At 53.6% G+C, this 14,255-nt stretch carries 15 protein-coding genes and 1 pseudogene; 9 read left to right on the top strand and 7 right to left on the bottom strand.

Features of this window, described 5'->3' with window-relative positions; genetic code table 11:
* A pseudogene (locus H6F43_RS14630) lies at positions 1-251 on the bottom strand (hypothetical protein); the annotation flags it as partial.
* A gap of 179 nt (positions 252-430) precedes the next feature.
* Here H6F43_RS14630 and H6F43_RS14625 point away from each other — a divergent pair.
* From H6F43_RS14625 to H6F43_RS14605, 5 genes are all read left to right on the top strand, one after another.
* Positions 431-1,126, top strand: a complete 696-nt coding sequence (locus H6F43_RS14625; protein ID WP_190343469.1) for an ATP-dependent Clp protease proteolytic subunit — start codon at positions 431-433, stop codon at positions 1,124-1,126.
* A gap of 94 nt (positions 1,127-1,220) precedes the next feature.
* Positions 1,221-1,874, top strand: a complete 654-nt coding sequence (locus H6F43_RS14620; protein ID WP_190343468.1) for an ATP-dependent Clp protease proteolytic subunit — start codon at positions 1,221-1,223, stop codon at positions 1,872-1,874.
* Between the two features lie 106 nt (positions 1,875-1,980).
* Positions 1,981-2,586 (top strand): ATP-dependent Clp protease proteolytic subunit, encoded by a 606-nt coding sequence (locus H6F43_RS14615; RefSeq protein ID WP_190343467.1) that lies wholly within the window; start codon positions 1,981-1,983, stop codon positions 2,584-2,586.
* A gap of 97 nt (positions 2,587-2,683) precedes the next feature.
* Positions 2,684-3,319, top strand: a complete 636-nt coding sequence (locus tag H6F43_RS14610; RefSeq protein WP_190343466.1) for a J domain-containing protein — start codon at positions 2,684-2,686, stop codon at positions 3,317-3,319.
* A gap of 478 nt (positions 3,320-3,797) precedes the next feature.
* Complete coding sequence (locus H6F43_RS14605) at positions 3,798-4,241, top strand: ATP-binding protein (protein ID WP_190343465.1); 444 nt, start codon at positions 3,798-3,800, stop codon at positions 4,239-4,241.
* A 25-nt stretch (positions 4,242-4,266) separates the two neighbouring features.
* Here H6F43_RS14605 and H6F43_RS14600 read toward each other — a convergent pair whose 3' ends face one another.
* Together H6F43_RS14600 and H6F43_RS14595 are read right to left on the bottom strand one after the other, a co-directional pair.
* Positions 4,267-4,932 carry a GvpL/GvpF family gas vesicle protein gene (locus H6F43_RS14600; RefSeq protein WP_190343464.1) on the bottom strand — a complete coding sequence of 222 codons (666 nt, stop codon included), beginning with the start codon at positions 4,930-4,932 and terminating at the stop codon, positions 4,267-4,269.
* A 9-nt stretch (positions 4,933-4,941) separates the two neighbouring features.
* Positions 4,942-6,444: a hypothetical protein gene (locus H6F43_RS14595; RefSeq protein WP_206754571.1), complete on the bottom strand. Its 1,503-nt coding sequence runs from the start codon at positions 6,442-6,444 to the stop codon at positions 4,942-4,944.
* Between the two features lie 134 nt (positions 6,445-6,578).
* On the opposite strand from H6F43_RS14595, the gene lgt reads away from it, so the two are divergent.
* Entirely contained in the window at positions 6,579-7,496 is a 918-nt protein-coding gene (gene lgt, locus H6F43_RS14590; protein WP_190343462.1) for a prolipoprotein diacylglyceryl transferase, read from the top strand.
* A 142-nt stretch (positions 7,497-7,638) separates the two neighbouring features.
* Here the strand turns inward: lgt and ald are convergent, their stop codons facing one another.
* The 4 genes from ald to H6F43_RS14570 form a co-directional block, all read right to left on the bottom strand.
* A complete protein-coding gene (gene ald, locus H6F43_RS14585; protein WP_190343461.1) occupies positions 7,639-8,727 on the bottom strand; it encodes an alanine dehydrogenase in 1,089 nt (362 codons plus the stop codon).
* A gap of 75 nt (positions 8,728-8,802) precedes the next feature.
* Positions 8,803-9,015 (bottom strand): sulfur carrier protein ThiS, encoded by a 213-nt coding sequence (gene thiS / locus H6F43_RS14580; RefSeq protein ID WP_190343460.1) that lies wholly within the window; start codon positions 9,013-9,015, stop codon positions 8,803-8,805.
* 117 nt (positions 9,016-9,132) lie between these two features.
* Positions 9,133-10,137: a DnaJ C-terminal domain-containing protein gene (locus H6F43_RS14575; protein WP_190343459.1), complete on the bottom strand. Its 1,005-nt coding sequence runs from the start codon at positions 10,135-10,137 to the stop codon at positions 9,133-9,135.
* 364 nt (positions 10,138-10,501) lie between these two features.
* Positions 10,502-11,065 carry an AAA family ATPase gene (locus H6F43_RS14570; RefSeq protein WP_190343458.1) on the bottom strand — a complete coding sequence of 188 codons (564 nt, stop codon included), beginning with the start codon at positions 11,063-11,065 and terminating at the stop codon, positions 10,502-10,504.
* A 146-nt stretch (positions 11,066-11,211) separates the two neighbouring features.
* Here H6F43_RS14570 and H6F43_RS14565 point away from each other — a divergent pair, with 146 nt between their 5' ends.
* From H6F43_RS14565 to H6F43_RS14555, 3 genes are all read left to right on the top strand, one after another.
* The gene (locus tag H6F43_RS14565; RefSeq protein ID WP_190343457.1) at positions 11,212-12,117 is read left to right on the top strand and encodes a S1 RNA-binding domain-containing protein; all 906 of its coding nucleotides are present in this window, start codon (positions 11,212-11,214) and stop codon (positions 12,115-12,117) included.
* Positions 12,118-12,120: 3 nt separating this feature from the next.
* On the top strand, positions 12,121-12,984 hold the full coding sequence (locus tag H6F43_RS14560; RefSeq protein ID WP_190343456.1) for a Tab2 family RNA-binding protein: 864 nt from the start codon (positions 12,121-12,123) through the stop codon (positions 12,982-12,984).
* A 129-nt stretch (positions 12,985-13,113) separates the two neighbouring features.
* The coding region (locus H6F43_RS14555) for a TldD/PmbA family protein (protein ID WP_190343455.1) at positions 13,114-14,255 on the top strand (1,142 nt) is incomplete at its 3' end.

The following is a 14,255-nucleotide window of genomic DNA, read 5'->3' as shown; positions in this document are numbered from 1 at the left end:
AAGGCGACGACTGAGAGGCGGTCCAGCGGCGAGAGCTGGTCCACAATTTGCTGGGCGGCTCGCTTCACGGTGTCGATCGGGCGTCCCCCCATCGAACCGCTGTGATCCAAAATCAAACACAGGTTCAGTGACACGCTGCGGCTAAGCTCTTCGGCGATCGCGGTAATGGCGATCGACAACTGCCGCTGACTTGCCGCTTGAGTCACATCGATATTGGCATCACTCAACGTAGGCTGTAAACCGACTTTCATTACAGAAATCTCCAAGAACAAGAGACGAATAACTACAAGGCGAACGGCTGAGATTACGCACAACTATACGAGGTTTCGCAGATTGAGTTGCGGTTTGAGTGGCGGAATTCCCTCCACTTTAATTCTTTCCTCTCGCGCTACCATGGGTACAGAGCCATTGTTACAGGCATTACTACGCTATGGATTCCCCAATCAAGGCTGTTCAATCGCCCTACTACGGAGGAGGAGATTCGTTTTACCGAACTCCACCGCCCGATCTGCCCTCTCTGCTGCTGAAAGAACGAATCATTTATCTCGGCTTACCGCTGGTTTCGTCGGATGATTTTAAGCGGCAGCTTGGCGTCGATGTCACCAAGTTGATTATCGCTCAGCTCCTCTATCTGCAGTTCTCTGACCCAGACAAGCCCATCTTCTTCTACATCAACTCGACTGGAACGTCCTGGTATACTGGCGATTCGATCGGCTACGAAACCGAAGCCTTCGCAATCTGCGACACAATTAGCTACATTAAGCCGCCTGTGCATACGATCTGTATCGGTCAGGCAATGGGCACAGCAACGATGATTTTGTCTGCCGGAGCTAGAGGCTCCCGCGCCAGTTTGCCTCACGCAACGATCGTCCTCAACCAGCCGCGCACCGGAATGGGACAAGCACAAGCGACGGACATCCAAATCCGGGCAAAAGAAGTCCTGTTAAACAAGGAAGCCACGCTGGACATCATGGCGAAGAACACAGGGCAGCCAGTAGAAAAACTCGCCAAGGACACCGATCGTACGTTCTATATGACGCCCCAAGAAGCGAAAGAGTACGGACTGATCGATCGCGTCCTCGAAAGCACCAAAGATCTTCCGGTTCCCCTTCCCGCTCTTGCTTAATCATGAGTGATTAGTGGTTACTCCGGGCAGTCCACCGTGACTCAACTAATCACTAATAATCACTAAGAGCTAATACCCTTAAAAGGAATCGCCTATGCCTGTTGATGAAATTATGCGGGTGCCCTACAACGTTCCGGGCAGTCCCTACTGGCAGTGGATCAACATCTACACTCGCCTCAGCCAAGAGCGGATTGTTTTTCTGAATCAGCCGCTCTCGATGGGACTGGCGAACTCGCTGATCTCTTCGATGCTCTACCTCGAATCGGAGGACCAGACCAAGCCGATCTATCTGTACATCAACTCCTTCGGCGATCCGGTAGAAGCAGGCATGGCGGACGCCTCGATCGGCATGATGTCCGTGACGGCGGCGCTAGCCGTCTACGATACAATGCGGCACATTAAATCTGAAGTCGTCACCATCTGTCTAGGACAGGCGATCGGACTGTCGGCAATGCTGCTGTCAGCAGGAACCAAGGGCAAACGCGCCAGTCTGCCCCATTCCATGATCGCGCTCAATCACCCCAGCGCCGGATCGCGCGGTCAGGCAACTGACATCCAAATCGCCGCCGCCGAGGTCATCGAAAAACGCGCCTTGGTTCTTGACATCTTCTCCAGAAACACAGGTCAGCCCGTCGATCGCCTTGCCAAAGACATGGACCGCACCTTTTACCTGTCTCCCGAAGAAGCCAAAGAGTACGGACTGATCGATCAAGTCCTTGCCAGCACGAAAGAAGCCATGAGTCGTTAGCCGTTAGTTATTAGTCGTTAGTCTGGACAACCGACTAACCCAGCTAGTAGCTAAGAACTAAATACTACGAACTTACGAACTACGAACTACTCTCCCCCTTTGTCTTATGCCAATTGGAATTCCCAGCGTCCCTTATCGTCTTCCCGGCAGCGCTTACGAGCAGTGGATCGGCATCTACGAGCGACTGTTCCGGGAGCGCATTATCTTCCTGGCTGAAGAAGTGGATGACGGCATTGCTAACGCGATCGTCGCGTACATGCTGTACCTCGACTCCGAAGACCAAACCAAGCCAATCTACCTGTACATCAACTCTCCCGGTGGCTCTGTCACCGCAGGCATGGCAATCTACGACACCATGCAGCACATCAAGTCCGAAGTCGTCACGATCTGCGTCGGACTTGCCGCATCAATGGGTGCTTTTCTCCTAGCCGCAGGCAGCAAAGGCAAGCGACTGGCGCTGCCTCACTCGCGCATTATGATTCACCAACCTCTCGGTGGCACCGGACGCCGCCAAGCCACGGACATTGAGATCGAGGCGCGAGAAATTCTGCGTCTGCGGCGCCAACTGAATGAAATGCTGGCAGAGCGCACAGGTCAACCGCTAGAAAAGATCGAAAAAGATACCGATCGCGACTATTTTCTATCGGCTCAAGAGGCAAAAGAGTACGGCTTGATCGACACTGTGATTGAAAACGTCAGCGCCGCAGCGTAGCGGTACGTAGGGGTAGAGGAGTCTGCCCCTAAATCCATCTTTGATCTATCCTCCCCCATCAATGGCAGAATGAATCATTCTGCCGTCTCTCATTGCGATGAACCTTGCTGAGTGTTACCGCGTATTAGGACTAAAGGCTGGGGCATCATTTGAGCAGATCAAAGCGTCCTACCGACGATTGGCAAGGCAGTATCACCCGGACGTGAATCCCGGTGACTATCGGGCAAAAGAGAAATTCATTGAGGTAACGGCGGCTTACAAGTTCTTGCTGGCCAATGTGACTGATTCCGCTGCATCCGCACCTGTGCCGCCTCCAACTAGCCCGACAAAGCCTTCAACTAGCCCAGCAAAAACGGTAATCCATAAAACCAGCCCCCAGTCGCAGCGTCCCCGCACTCACTCTTCAGCTACGGTAGACCTCAACCATCTATCGCCGATCGAGCAGCAGCTTAAGACAAGTTCCTACGAGCAGCTACAGCAGTTTTTGAAGACCCGTCGATTTCCACGGGCGATCGCGCTGGTTGAAGGACTGGCTCAGCGCCTGCCGCACGATCCTGAAGTGGTTCAGTGGCAGGCAATCGTCTACCAGCAGTGCGGAAGACATCTGATTCAAGAACACCAGCTAGACAAAGCTCGCCTCTACCTCAAGAAAGCGCTGCGAACTGATCCGCATAATCGATCGCTCTGGGCGGAAGTGGAAAAAGATTTTCGATCCCTGGAGCAGCTTTTCTAGGGGGATGCGATCGTCCTTGAGAACCAACTCAAGCAAGTGCCTGTCATTTTACGCACAATAATCATTCCAAACCCGCTTTTTTACCTAAACCAGTCGCCCTACAGGTATCGTCTTTAACTAGGAAATTATTCTAAATCAGTAGAAACTTCAAAATCTAAGATACGAAGCTGGAAAACTGATTGAAAATTCGTATAAAACGTGATTTTCAATCAGCACTTTGATAGGATGGCAGTACAGCGAAATGATTGCACGTGAATTTCATCAACGGATGAAGACTTCTGTGCTTAAACGACTCAGACAAATTCTGAGCTTTCCTGAATAAAATACGAGTGCATTAGTGGGTTATTAGCGTTGTAGTAGCTCGCACAGGGCTGCTGCTTCGTGAAGCTAAACGACACGATTTAATTCCTGTAGATTGCTCTGATTCGGCTTTATTATTACTGGTTTAACTCTACTTGAAAGCTACGGGGTTCTTTGAGTGATTGCTGTCTCATCCCGTCCGGTTAAACGTCACTGGAACACGGTGAGCTTTGCCTCTACGCTGTATCTTCTTCCGATCCTGGATCTCTTACTTGCTGAGATCCCGTCTAAATGGAGGCCAGAAGTTCGCTTAGGTCTTCAGGAAGCGTTAGTCAACGCAGCAAAGCATGGAAACAAGCTTGATCCTGGTAAGACTGTTCTGGTGCGCTTCTCTGCCTCAGCCAATCAGTACTGGTGGGTAATTACGGACCAGGGCGCGGGGTTTGCTCCGCCCCCCTGTGCAGAGTCTGACCCAAATTTGCCATGTGACCAGCGAGAGTGTGGACGTGGTCTCTACATTCTTCATCAGATTTTTGACCAGGTACAGTGGAATAGCCAGGGAACTGAGCTTAGGTTGTGCAAGCTTGTACAAAGCTCGTCTCGGCTGCCCTTTTTCTCTTGATTTCTACGATCGTGGCTTTAGTACCTCACCCAACAAAGTGAAATGGGGGTAGAGCTTCACCAATGGTGAGTTGCCAGTGTTCGCATTTGAGCTGCGCGGCTTGGAGGTGCTGGTGAAGTCGCTCCTCGTTTTTGTCAACGAGCAAATAGATGTGTTCAACGCTTGCTTGACCTTGTTCAATAGAGAAACGAGCGGGGAGCTGCTGGAGCAGTCGGACAATGGCTTCAAGCTCCTGCTGCTGTTGAATCTGTTGTGACTGCTGTGCTTGATAGTGCTGCTTCTTAGCCAAAAAATAATTTTTGCCCGTGAGGGTCGTTGGAAAAGTGGGTTCCGATCGCTCGATCGGCGTAAGTGTCAATTGGTATTCCACTTTGCCCTCTAGCTGAGCCAAAGCACCGAGATAGTGCTGCTGCTGAGTTGACAACTGTTCCCTTAGTCCTGCCTCAGAGAAGAAGGTTCTCAGGAAGGGCAGTGGCAGAATTGAGGTTTGCTGAAACAGGTGGCGCAGAACGCGATCGTGCGCTAAAACAGCCTCCAGTAGACGATCCCCGTCTTGAGGCAAGCACTCTGGAGATAACGGCTCGACAAGAGCGGCTAGACGATCGACGCACACCAGGCTTAGGGGACCCTCAATACCGTGAGGCAGTTTCAGGGTCCGTGTCGGGGCATTAAGAAGGGCGTAAACGTACATCGTTGAATCTTAGACGGCAAACGTTAGATCAAGACACAGTCGTAGTGTGCCAGATTGCCACTCATGGGTTTCGTTGAGTGACTCGATCGCGATCCCGCTGGCAAGCTGATTAATTTCAGGGGTCGTCACTTGAATAACCTGTTTCAGGTAAGCTGACAGCACTGAGAGTCGGACTGGCTGGCGACACAGCGCGATCGCGCTGGATTGCACGATTGCGTCTAGCGGTAAGGGTACTGCGTCTGTCGTAAGGCACTGACCCGTTGATAAGTCATAGCGACACAGGCGAGTGCCAGATACAACCGTTAAGGTTGCTGCCAGTCGCAAACTGCCTTGCTCCCACGGTAGTGCTGGCTGAAGCACTTGAGCTTCGACGCCACCAACCAATTGCATCACATCATATCCGCTACGAGTCACTTGCCAGAGAAGCTGTGGCATGAACTCATCCATTAGTAGTTGCGGTTGCAGAAAGTTGAGATCCCGTGATTGAAAGCCATCAAGCACGTTCCACGCTGCCTGAACCAAGTCTAGGTGTAGTTGCGGATCAGTGACGTTCTGTGATCGTAAATGCGAGACCGCACTCACTAAATGGTGTGAAGCGGTCATGTGAAAAGCGTGCACTCCTGGCTCGCGTAACCGGATTAAACTAGAACCATCAAACGGTGGAGCAGCAGGCGTTGCTGGTGTCAAATGAGAAGCAGTTTGAGGATTGCTGTCTTCATACGGCATAAACTCAAGTCCCAGCTTGAGTTGAAGCGTGCCGCGCTGCCAGTTCTGATTAGGCTGTAGCAGGTCTACAGTCACACCGTCTAGCAGCGGCTTCAACGCTGAAGTTGCTGCTTCGATCTGCTGAGATAGCGCTTGCAGTTGGCGATCGACCCGCTGGGTTGCTTCGTCTGCCACGGGCAGCAACGGCGCATCAGAACGAATTTGCGCCTCTGTAGCCAGCAGCGATCCCACCGCACAACGAGTTGCCAGATCGACGCACCAGCGCACGGTGGGCGCTTCTACCTGCAGCATCACTACGAGCCGCACCATGCCTGTGGTCCACGCCCGATCGAAGCACTGACCCCGTACCCCTTCAATCATCTGCATGGCGCTATAGGAACTGCGGGCAACACCCCAAAGCAGATAAGGAATTAGGGACTCGATCTCGATCAGCGCCGGGTTTAACGTCTTGTCGCTCGTTTCGCACTGGGTGCGGCTCTCTGTCTCCTCTGCCTGCAAAGCGTCCAGCAGATCGTAGGCTTCCTCACTGACGTACGGAGCGAGGCTTTCTGGAGTTGGCTCCTGGGAAAACTGCTTGCTGTTAGAGCGTAGACTGCAAAGGAGCATCACTAACCGCTGCATCGCGGCAACGGATGGAGCCAGCATCGTTGGCTGTGTTAGTTCGTTGAACCACGGCTCCTCCAGACAAATCACTGTTTGGCCGATCGTGTCAAACGAGATGGCTCCGGGCGAGACGGAATTTTCCAAAGATGCGAGGGCAACCGGAGACTGGGGCGATCTCAGCATGGCTTCAACTAAGCAGTGTGGTTGCTCTAGAGCATTCCCCATTTGCGACCTTAAACCACAGCCTTCGTTTCTGATTCACCGTCGATCGCCCAACGCGACATACAATCAATATCTGAGCAATCAGGAGTTTTCCCATGCTGTGGTCTCATCTGATTCCGGCGTTTCAATTTACCTCTCCAGGACCGATCGTGTTTGAGTGGGGATCGCTCTCAATTCGCTGGTACGGATTACTGATCGCATCAGCCGTGTTGATTGGGGTTACGCTGTCTCAGGTATTAGCGAGTCGTCGTCGGATTAATTCGGAGGCAATGAGCGATCTGGCGCTATGGCTAGTCATTGCTGCAATCCCCAGTGCGCGGCTGTACTACGTGCTGTTTCAATGGAACGAGTACGCCCAGCGCCCTGACCAGATTTTTGCAATTTGGAAAGGCGGAATTGCGATTCATGGTGCAATCTTAGGCGGGCTGATTGCGGCAGCAATTTTTGCGCGACTACGAAAAATACCGTTCTGGCAGCTAGCAGATCTCGTAGCTCCGTCGCTGATTCTGGGGCAGGCGATCGGACGCTGGGGTAACTTCTTCAACTCTGAGGCATTTGGACGCCCAACTGATTTGCCCTGGAAGCTGTACATTCCGCGCGTGGTCATTGAGAACGGGCAGGAAATTCCTCGCCGTCCCGCTGGCTATGAGAATTTTGACTACTTTCATCCCACATTTCTCTATGAATCAGTGTGGAACTTGATGGTATTCGGGATTCTAATGGCGCTGTTTTTTTGGGGATTGCGGCATCCCTCAAAGCTTAAAGTTGGCACGCTATTCCTGGTCTACCTGGTTGCGTATAGCTGCGGTCGCTTTTGGATCGAGGGGTTGCGAATGGACAGCCTAATGTTGGGACCGCTGCGAATTGCCCAAGTGGTTAGCCTGACACAAATTGCCATTGGTGCGATCGGCTTGTTCTGGCTGTACGGTCTGCGGCGATCGCTGCCCGATGTTGCTCCATTGTCAGCGACTGAATCAGGATCGGAGTCACCCCACTCTGACCACGTGCCGTAGTTCAGACACGTGACTTAGAAAAGAAAAAACCCCAGAGGCGAACCTCCGGGGCAAAATCAGGGTGCATCTACCATTCCTTCTTTCCAGACTGGGGGGGCAAGTCCGGAAGAATTTCAAATTGGTATGGAAGTTGCGCAATCGCTCAATGCACCAAATCAGGAAACACGTCCTGCACAGCAGGATGTACGAGACGGTGGTTCTGCACGTTTAGCCCTCGCGCGAGGGCACGATCGCGCTCTAGCGCGTCCATCCCGTTATTCGCTAGCTTCAGCACATACGGAAAAGTACTGTTGTTGAGCGCTTGCGTTGCCGTCCAGGGAACGGCTCCGGGCATATTGGGCACGCCATAGTGCACTACGCCTTCTTCGACATAGGTTGGCTGCGTATGAGAGGTCGGGCGGACCGTTTCGACGCAGCCGCCTTGATCCACCGCGACATCGACAATCACCGAACCGGGACGCATCTGTCGCACCGACGATCGCGACACCAGCACCGGAGCTTTCCGCGCCAGCACCAGCACCGCGCCCACCAGTAAATCGGCGTCCGACACCACTGACTCAATTTGGCTAGAACTGCTGTAGAGCAACTCGGCTCTGGAGCCGAATAGGGTCTCCAAATACGCCAAGCGATCGACATTGACATCCAGAATTTGCACACGGGCACCCATACCGATCGCCATCCGCGCGGCTTCTGTGCCGACAACGCCCCCGCCCAAAATTACCACTCGACCCGGCGACACACCGGGTACGCCGCCCAATAGCACGCCCCGTCCTCCTTGCTGCCGCTCTAAAAAGCGGGCGCCAAACTGCACGGCTAGCCGTCCGGCAATGATGCTCATCGGTGCGAGAAGCGGCAGGCGTTGGTCCGGCAGTTCTACCGTTTCGTAAGCGATCGCGGTAGTACCCCGTTCAAGCAACTGCTCGGTCAGCGCGCGATTTGCTGCCAAGTGCAGGTAGGTAAACAGCAGTTGCCCCTTTTGCAGAAAGCCATACTCTGCTGCCAATGGCTCTTTGACTTTGACGACTAAATCCCGATCCCAGGCAGACTTAGCATCGGGAACGATTGTGGCTCCTACCTGTTCATAGTCTGCGTCACTAAATCCCGCTCCAAGCCCCGCTTGGGTTTCTACGAATACTGCGTGTCTCTGCTCGGTTAAGCCGCGCACACTGCCTGGACTTAACCCCACCCGAAACTCTTGATCCTTCGTTTCCTTCGGCACGCCAATTTCCATCTGAACCTCGTTCTACCCGTTGATTCCAGCTTACGCAGTTAATCTGGCACCGCTGTAATAGCTGGCATGAATTACTTATCCACCGCCGACGATCGTCACAATTTCCAAACGATCGCCTGCCTGTATTTCGGTTTGCTGCCAAAACTGGCGATGCAGAATTTCTCCGTTGTATTCCACAGCCACTAACCGAGGATTCATGCCCAACTGCTCTAGAAACAGCGGCAGCGGAGTATGAGAGGAACAGGTGCGCGATTCACCGTTAACCTGCAAAACAATTTGCTCAGACATACGTAGGGAAACCTGGAGGATACAGCCGTTAATTGTTCGTTATCAGTAGAAAATGCGGTTTGGTTTGGCTCACGTTGCTTAAAACCTAGCTAACCACTGACAACCAATCACCAACCGCTACAGCTTTACGTCTTTCAAGCCTGCACGCGGATCGAACGTCCGCAGGCTGCGGATCTTTTCGTAGTACTCCTTCTCAGTTGGGCTAATGTCTTTAGGAGCAACGATAACGACGCGGACGAGCTGATCGCTGCGTCCACCTTTTGGGTTGCGCCAGCCTTTGCCTCGGAGCCGAAGCGATTGACCAGAACGAATTCCGGCTGGAACATTCATCGTTACGGGTCCATCTGGAGTGGGCACTTCGATTTGGGTACCTAACACCGCCTCGTCGGGCGCGATCGCCGCTTCACACACCAAGTTTTCGCCCTCAAACTGAAAGAACGGGTGCGGCGCGATTTCGATCGTCAAGTACAAATCGCCCCGCTGACTCGTGTAGTAAGGGCTAAACTGACCTTTGCCACGAACGCGAATCCGGCTTCCGGGTTTTGCGCCTGCCGGAATTCGGACTTCAAATTCTTCGCTACTTAGAGACAGCCGCTTCTGAACGCCTTGAAAGGCTTCAGAGAGGGTTAGTGTCAGGGTTGCTTCACTATCAAGTCCGACGCCCGGAGTGGTATCGAATCCGGTTGCAGTACTGGTGGAGGTGCGGTAGTTCGTGCTCGATCGTCCGAAGCCGCTGTCATTGCCCATCCGTCCCAGCAGGGCATTGATGAAGTCGTCGAAGCTGCCGTACTCGCCGAACTCAAAACTGTCAAAGTCTACATTACTATTGCTATTGCCGCCGAACGGGTTACCACTGCCGAACGGAGACGAGCCAGGCTGGGGTCCTGCCTGCTTCCAGTACTGCCCAAAGCGATCGTATTTCTGCCGCTTCTCTGAGTCCGACAGCACCTCATACGCCTCGCTGACTTCTTTGAATCGCGCTTCTGCGGCTTTGTCACCGGGGTTCATGTCGGGGTGATACTTGCGTGCCAGCCTGCGGAATGCCTTTTTGATGTCGTCGGCGCTGGCAGTTTTGGTTACTCCTAAGATGGCGTAAAAGTCTTTGAAGTCCGTTGCAGCCATTCAGTCGTCTCCTCTAGGGGTTCTGTCTATAAAATCTTGATAGAGATAATGGGCAATTTAGCGATCCACACTGCAAAACTGAGCACTGACGAAGGGGTTCAGACTCAATCTAACAGAACTCAGGGCAGAACACGTCGCCCGAAGGAGTTCTACCCTAAGAGGTGGTTCATTCATACAGCGATCACTGCATTGCATCCATCTGACTATAGCGATTCCTCTAGACGATCGTGGGTCGCCTTAGGCTAGCCCAGCTGTACTAGAGCTATTGTTACGATAGCGACTGTTCCCAGTGAATTGTGATCGGTTGCTACCCAGAGTTTGGAAGCAATTGCCGTACTAGCGATTGGTAAATCGGAGACGCAGACTAACTACCAGTTGTCTTAACATCTTGTCCTAATATCTCCTCACGTTTTATTTCCACAAGCTGATCGAATCCCTCGTCTAGAGCAGGGGGTGCGCCGATGAGACAGCGGTGCATCTTCTGAATTACCTCGATCGGAACGTGACGAGATCGCTGCTGGTTGCGCTCCAAACACAGCGCGAGAGGAGTGTTGAGCCAGAGTCCGGTTACGTGAGTGAAGCCGGAGGTGCGAGCAAGGACGATCGCCTGTCGTCGCTGCCGCCGCACGGCGTTTGTGGCGTCGTAGAGTGCCCAGTCTAGTTTTCCTGCTGCAATGCACGGCACCACGTGCCAGAACTGCCGCCCGACTTCGCGCCAAACTTTCAGCCACGGTCCCTGAACGCTCTCATTGCCAAATAGCTGCGCCCGGATTGCGTCCGTCGAAATTACCTGACCCCGCGACTGCTGCAACAGCTTCGCGGCGATCGTCGATTTGCCGCTGCCCGGAAGCCCAATCAGAAGAATGAGGGCAGCAGACTGTGCCGACGAATTTTGAATGATGCGATTTGAATGATGAGTTGAATGCATACCTCATGGGAGGCTAAGCAACCTTGGCAGCACAGGTAGAAAGTAAGGTGAGTAAACCAATGCTCTGCAGCCTCTAAAAGCCAATAGAGCCACCGTAACTTGAAACGACTATAGTAGGAGATCTCATGTAAGCGTTCTTTGTTCTCATGGATTCCAATTCAACTCGAACTCGCTCCACCGATGCGTCCTTCTCGATGGACGATTTTGCCAAAGCGCTGGAGGGCTACGACTACCAGTTCCAAAAAGGGCAAGTTGTGCAGGGCAAGCCCGTCAGCTACGAATCTGATGGGGCATTCGTAGACATCGGGGCAAAATCTCCAGCATTTCTGCCGACTGAGGAGGCAAGTCTGCGGCGCGTGGCGAATCTGTCGGCGATTCTGCCGCTGGGCGAAGATCGAGAGTTCATGATTATTCGCGAACAGAATGCAGAGGGGCAGGTCACGCTATCTCTGCGGCAGTTTGAAATCAAGCGGGCGTGGGACCGACTCGCAGAACTGCAGGATAGCAACCAAAGCCTGCAAGTGAGAGTTACAGGCGTTAATAAAGGCGGTGTCACTGTAGATGTGCAGGGCTTGCGCGGGTTCATTCCACGATCGCACCTCGTCGAGCGAGAAAACCTCGACGCGCTCAAGGGGCAAACGCTCAGCGCCAGCTTACTCGAAATCAATCCAGATACTAACAAGCTCGTGCTGTCGAATCGATTAGCGACGCGGTCCGCTAGCTTCAGCCAGTTGGAGGTTGGGCAACTGATCGAGGGCAAAGTGACCAGCATTAAGCCCTTTGGCGTGTTCGTGGAGTTCGACGGAACCACCGGGCTACTGCATATCAATCAAATCAGCAAAAACTACGTCCAGTCGCTACCTGCTCTGTTCCAGGTCGGAGACGTGGTGAAAGCGATGATCGCGGACTTAGACGAGGGCAAGGGCAGAGTTTCTCTAACCACCAAAGTGCTAGAGAATTTTCCTGGAGAAATGATTGAGAAAACGGCAGACGTGATGGCGGAAGCTGAGTCGCGTGAAGGACGAGCCAGGAAAGCTTTGCTGGGAGAATAGAGCGTGCCAACAATTTGGGAACTCGACTACTATTCGCGTCCAATTTTGGACGACCAGAATAAAAAACAGTGGGAAGTGCTGATTTGTGAAAGTCCTCTGGAGATTGATGCCGATCCAGCACGGCTGTTCCGCTACGCCCAGTACTGCCCCAGTACCCAAGTTAACTCGATTTGGCTGAAGGACGCGATCGAGGCGGCGATCGCGCAGGCTCCTAACCCACCGGATAAAATTCGCTTCTTCCGGCAGGCAATGAGCAACATGATCCTGAAAGCCTGTGAGGACGCTGGCGTCCCGGCTCTTCTGAGTCGGCGCACGATCGCGTTGAATCGGTGGCTGCAGCAGCGGTTTCAGGATGTGTACCCGACTGAGCCAGGGTATCAGCCGGGGGCAAACCCTAGCATCACCTTTCCAGTGACGCCGCCGCAGCCCCTGCCCTCGGCGCTGCTGGGGGATCGCTGGCAGTTCGTTAGCCTGGATGTGAGTGCCTTTAAGGACATGCGCGAGTGGGCGATCGACTTCGGTGAGGTGTTTCCGCTGGGTCTAGTGGGGCTGTCTCCCGACACGCCCATTCCCGGACTGCTGATTATCTCGTCGCGTGCCAAAGCGCTGGCTGCTTGGATGTCCGGGTTAGAACTGGCGGCAGTGACGCTAGATGCTGAAACCCCGACTCGTCTGCTGCTGGAAACAGGGCTGGACGATCGCTGGACCCTTGCTAGCCTGCCCAAAGCAGAGCTACAGGAAGAGGCACGCCAGTTTGAGCAAGCCAAGCAGCGAGCGATCGGCGTGCATTTTCTCGCAGTCCAGTCAAATTCTGAAGCTGAAGCGTTTGCTGGATTTTGGCTATTGCAAGGGATCAATTTAGCGTAAAGTGATTCTAGCAATGAGCAGTCAGTCGTCAGTGGGTAAGTGATTCGTCGTTCGTAGTCAGCTTGAAGGCTACGGACAACGAGCTACGGACAACGGACTACAGACAATCCGCAGCTAGCTCAGAGGGATATGGAGTTCGACAACCTGCAACACGAGATGCTGGCAGAACAACTGCTAGACCTGGCGCGTCGCTCAGGGGCAGAAGCCGCCGAGGTGTTTCAGTCACGATCGCTGGCGCGTCCGGTGTTTTTTGAGGCAAATCGGCTAAAGCAGCTAGAAAGCACTCAGGCAGAGGGCATTGCGCTGCGTCTCTGGCAGCAGGGGCGTCCGGGGCTGGCTGTCGCGTACGGACCTGTGGAGCCACAGGCGCTTGTGGATCGCGCAATCGCCCTTAGCCAGCTCAACGAGGCGGAAACGATCGAGCTAACCGAAGGGTCCAAGGTGCGCTATCCCGATTTGGGCGAAACCGTGCCTGTGGAACAGTTGGTGGAGTGGGGCAAACAGGCAATCGAGTCAATTCGCGATCGCTACCCGGAGCTTCTCTGCACAGCGGAGTGGGAATGCGAGGCAGAAACAACTCGGTTGCTCAACTCTCACGGGCTAGACTGCGGTTACACCGACACCACCCTAAGCTGTTACCTGACAGCGGAATGGGTGCGAGGCGACGATTTTCTCAGTGTCTCAGATGGGCAGACTCAGCGCGGCACCCTTGAGCCGCAGACGATCGTCCAGCAGATTTTGCAGCGTCTGGAGTGGTCAGGAAAAAACGTTGCGTCTCCCAACGGGCGCGTTCCAATTCTGTTCACTTCCAAGGCAGCAGATATGCTGTGGGCAACGGCGCAAGCTGCTTTGAATGGCAAACAAGTGATTGAAGGCGCGTCTCCCTGGAGCGATCGCCTCAACCAGCAAGTCATTTCCTCAAACATTACAATGCGGCAGCAGCCAGAGGTTGGACCGTTTAGCTGCCCGTTCGATGACGAGGGCACCCCGACCCGCCCAATTACCTTTATTGAGAACGGCGTACTGAAGCTTTTCTACACCGATCGCACCACGGGGCGAGCGATCGGCAGCGGCACCACCGGAAACGGCTTTCGTCCGGGGTTAGGCAGCTATCCCACTCCTGGTTTGTTCAACTGTCTAATCCAGCAGGGCAGTCGCTCATTTGACGACTTGGTTGCCCATTTAGACAACGGACTCATTGTGGATCAAATGCTGGGCGGTGGAGCCGGAATTTCAGGCGACTTCTCAGTTAACGTGGACTTGGGCTACCG

The organism is Leptolyngbya sp. FACHB-36, assembly GCF_014695955.1.
GTDB lineage: Bacteria > Cyanobacteriota > Cyanobacteriia > Leptolyngbyales > Leptolyngbyaceae > FACHB-36.
Note: the sequence above shows the minus strand (reverse complement) of the source record. Positions and strands in the feature narration are given on the sequence as shown.

Excerpts from the sequence above, each read along its gene's own strand:
- H6F43_RS14625 (WP_190343469.1), top strand. The coding sequence starts at position 431 with ATGGATTCCCCAATCAAGGCTGTTCAATCGCCCTACTACGGAGGAGGA.
- H6F43_RS14620 (WP_190343468.1), top strand. The coding sequence starts at position 1,221 with ATGCCTGTTGATGAAATTATGCGGGTGCCCTACAACGTTCCGGGCAGT.
- H6F43_RS14615 (WP_190343467.1), top strand. The coding sequence starts at position 1,981 with ATGCCAATTGGAATTCCCAGCGTCCCTTATCGTCTTCCCGGCAGCGCT.
- H6F43_RS14610 (WP_190343466.1), top strand. The coding sequence starts at position 2,684 with ATGAACCTTGCTGAGTGTTACCGCGTATTAGGACTAAAGGCTGGGGCA.
- H6F43_RS14600 (WP_190343464.1), bottom strand. The coding sequence starts at position 4,932 with ATGTACGTTTACGCCCTTCTTAATGCCCCGACACGGACCCTGAAACTG.
- H6F43_RS14595 (WP_206754571.1), bottom strand. The coding sequence starts at position 6,444 with ATGCTGAGATCGCCCCAGTCTCCGGTTGCCCTCGCATCTTTGGAAAAT.
- lgt (WP_190343462.1), top strand. The coding sequence starts at position 6,579 with ATGCTGTGGTCTCATCTGATTCCGGCGTTTCAATTTACCTCTCCAGGA.
- ald (WP_190343461.1), bottom strand. The coding sequence starts at position 8,727 with ATGGAAATTGGCGTGCCGAAGGAAACGAAGGATCAAGAGTTTCGGGTG.
- thiS (WP_190343460.1), bottom strand. The coding sequence starts at position 9,015 with ATGTCTGAGCAAATTGTTTTGCAGGTTAACGGTGAATCGCGCACCTGT.
- H6F43_RS14575 (WP_190343459.1), bottom strand. The coding sequence starts at position 10,137 with ATGGCTGCAACGGACTTCAAAGACTTTTACGCCATCTTAGGAGTAACC.
- H6F43_RS14570 (WP_190343458.1), bottom strand. The coding sequence starts at position 11,065 with ATGCATTCAACTCATCATTCAAATCGCATCATTCAAAATTCGTCGGCA.
- H6F43_RS14565 (WP_190343457.1), top strand. The coding sequence starts at position 11,212 with ATGGATTCCAATTCAACTCGAACTCGCTCCACCGATGCGTCCTTCTCG.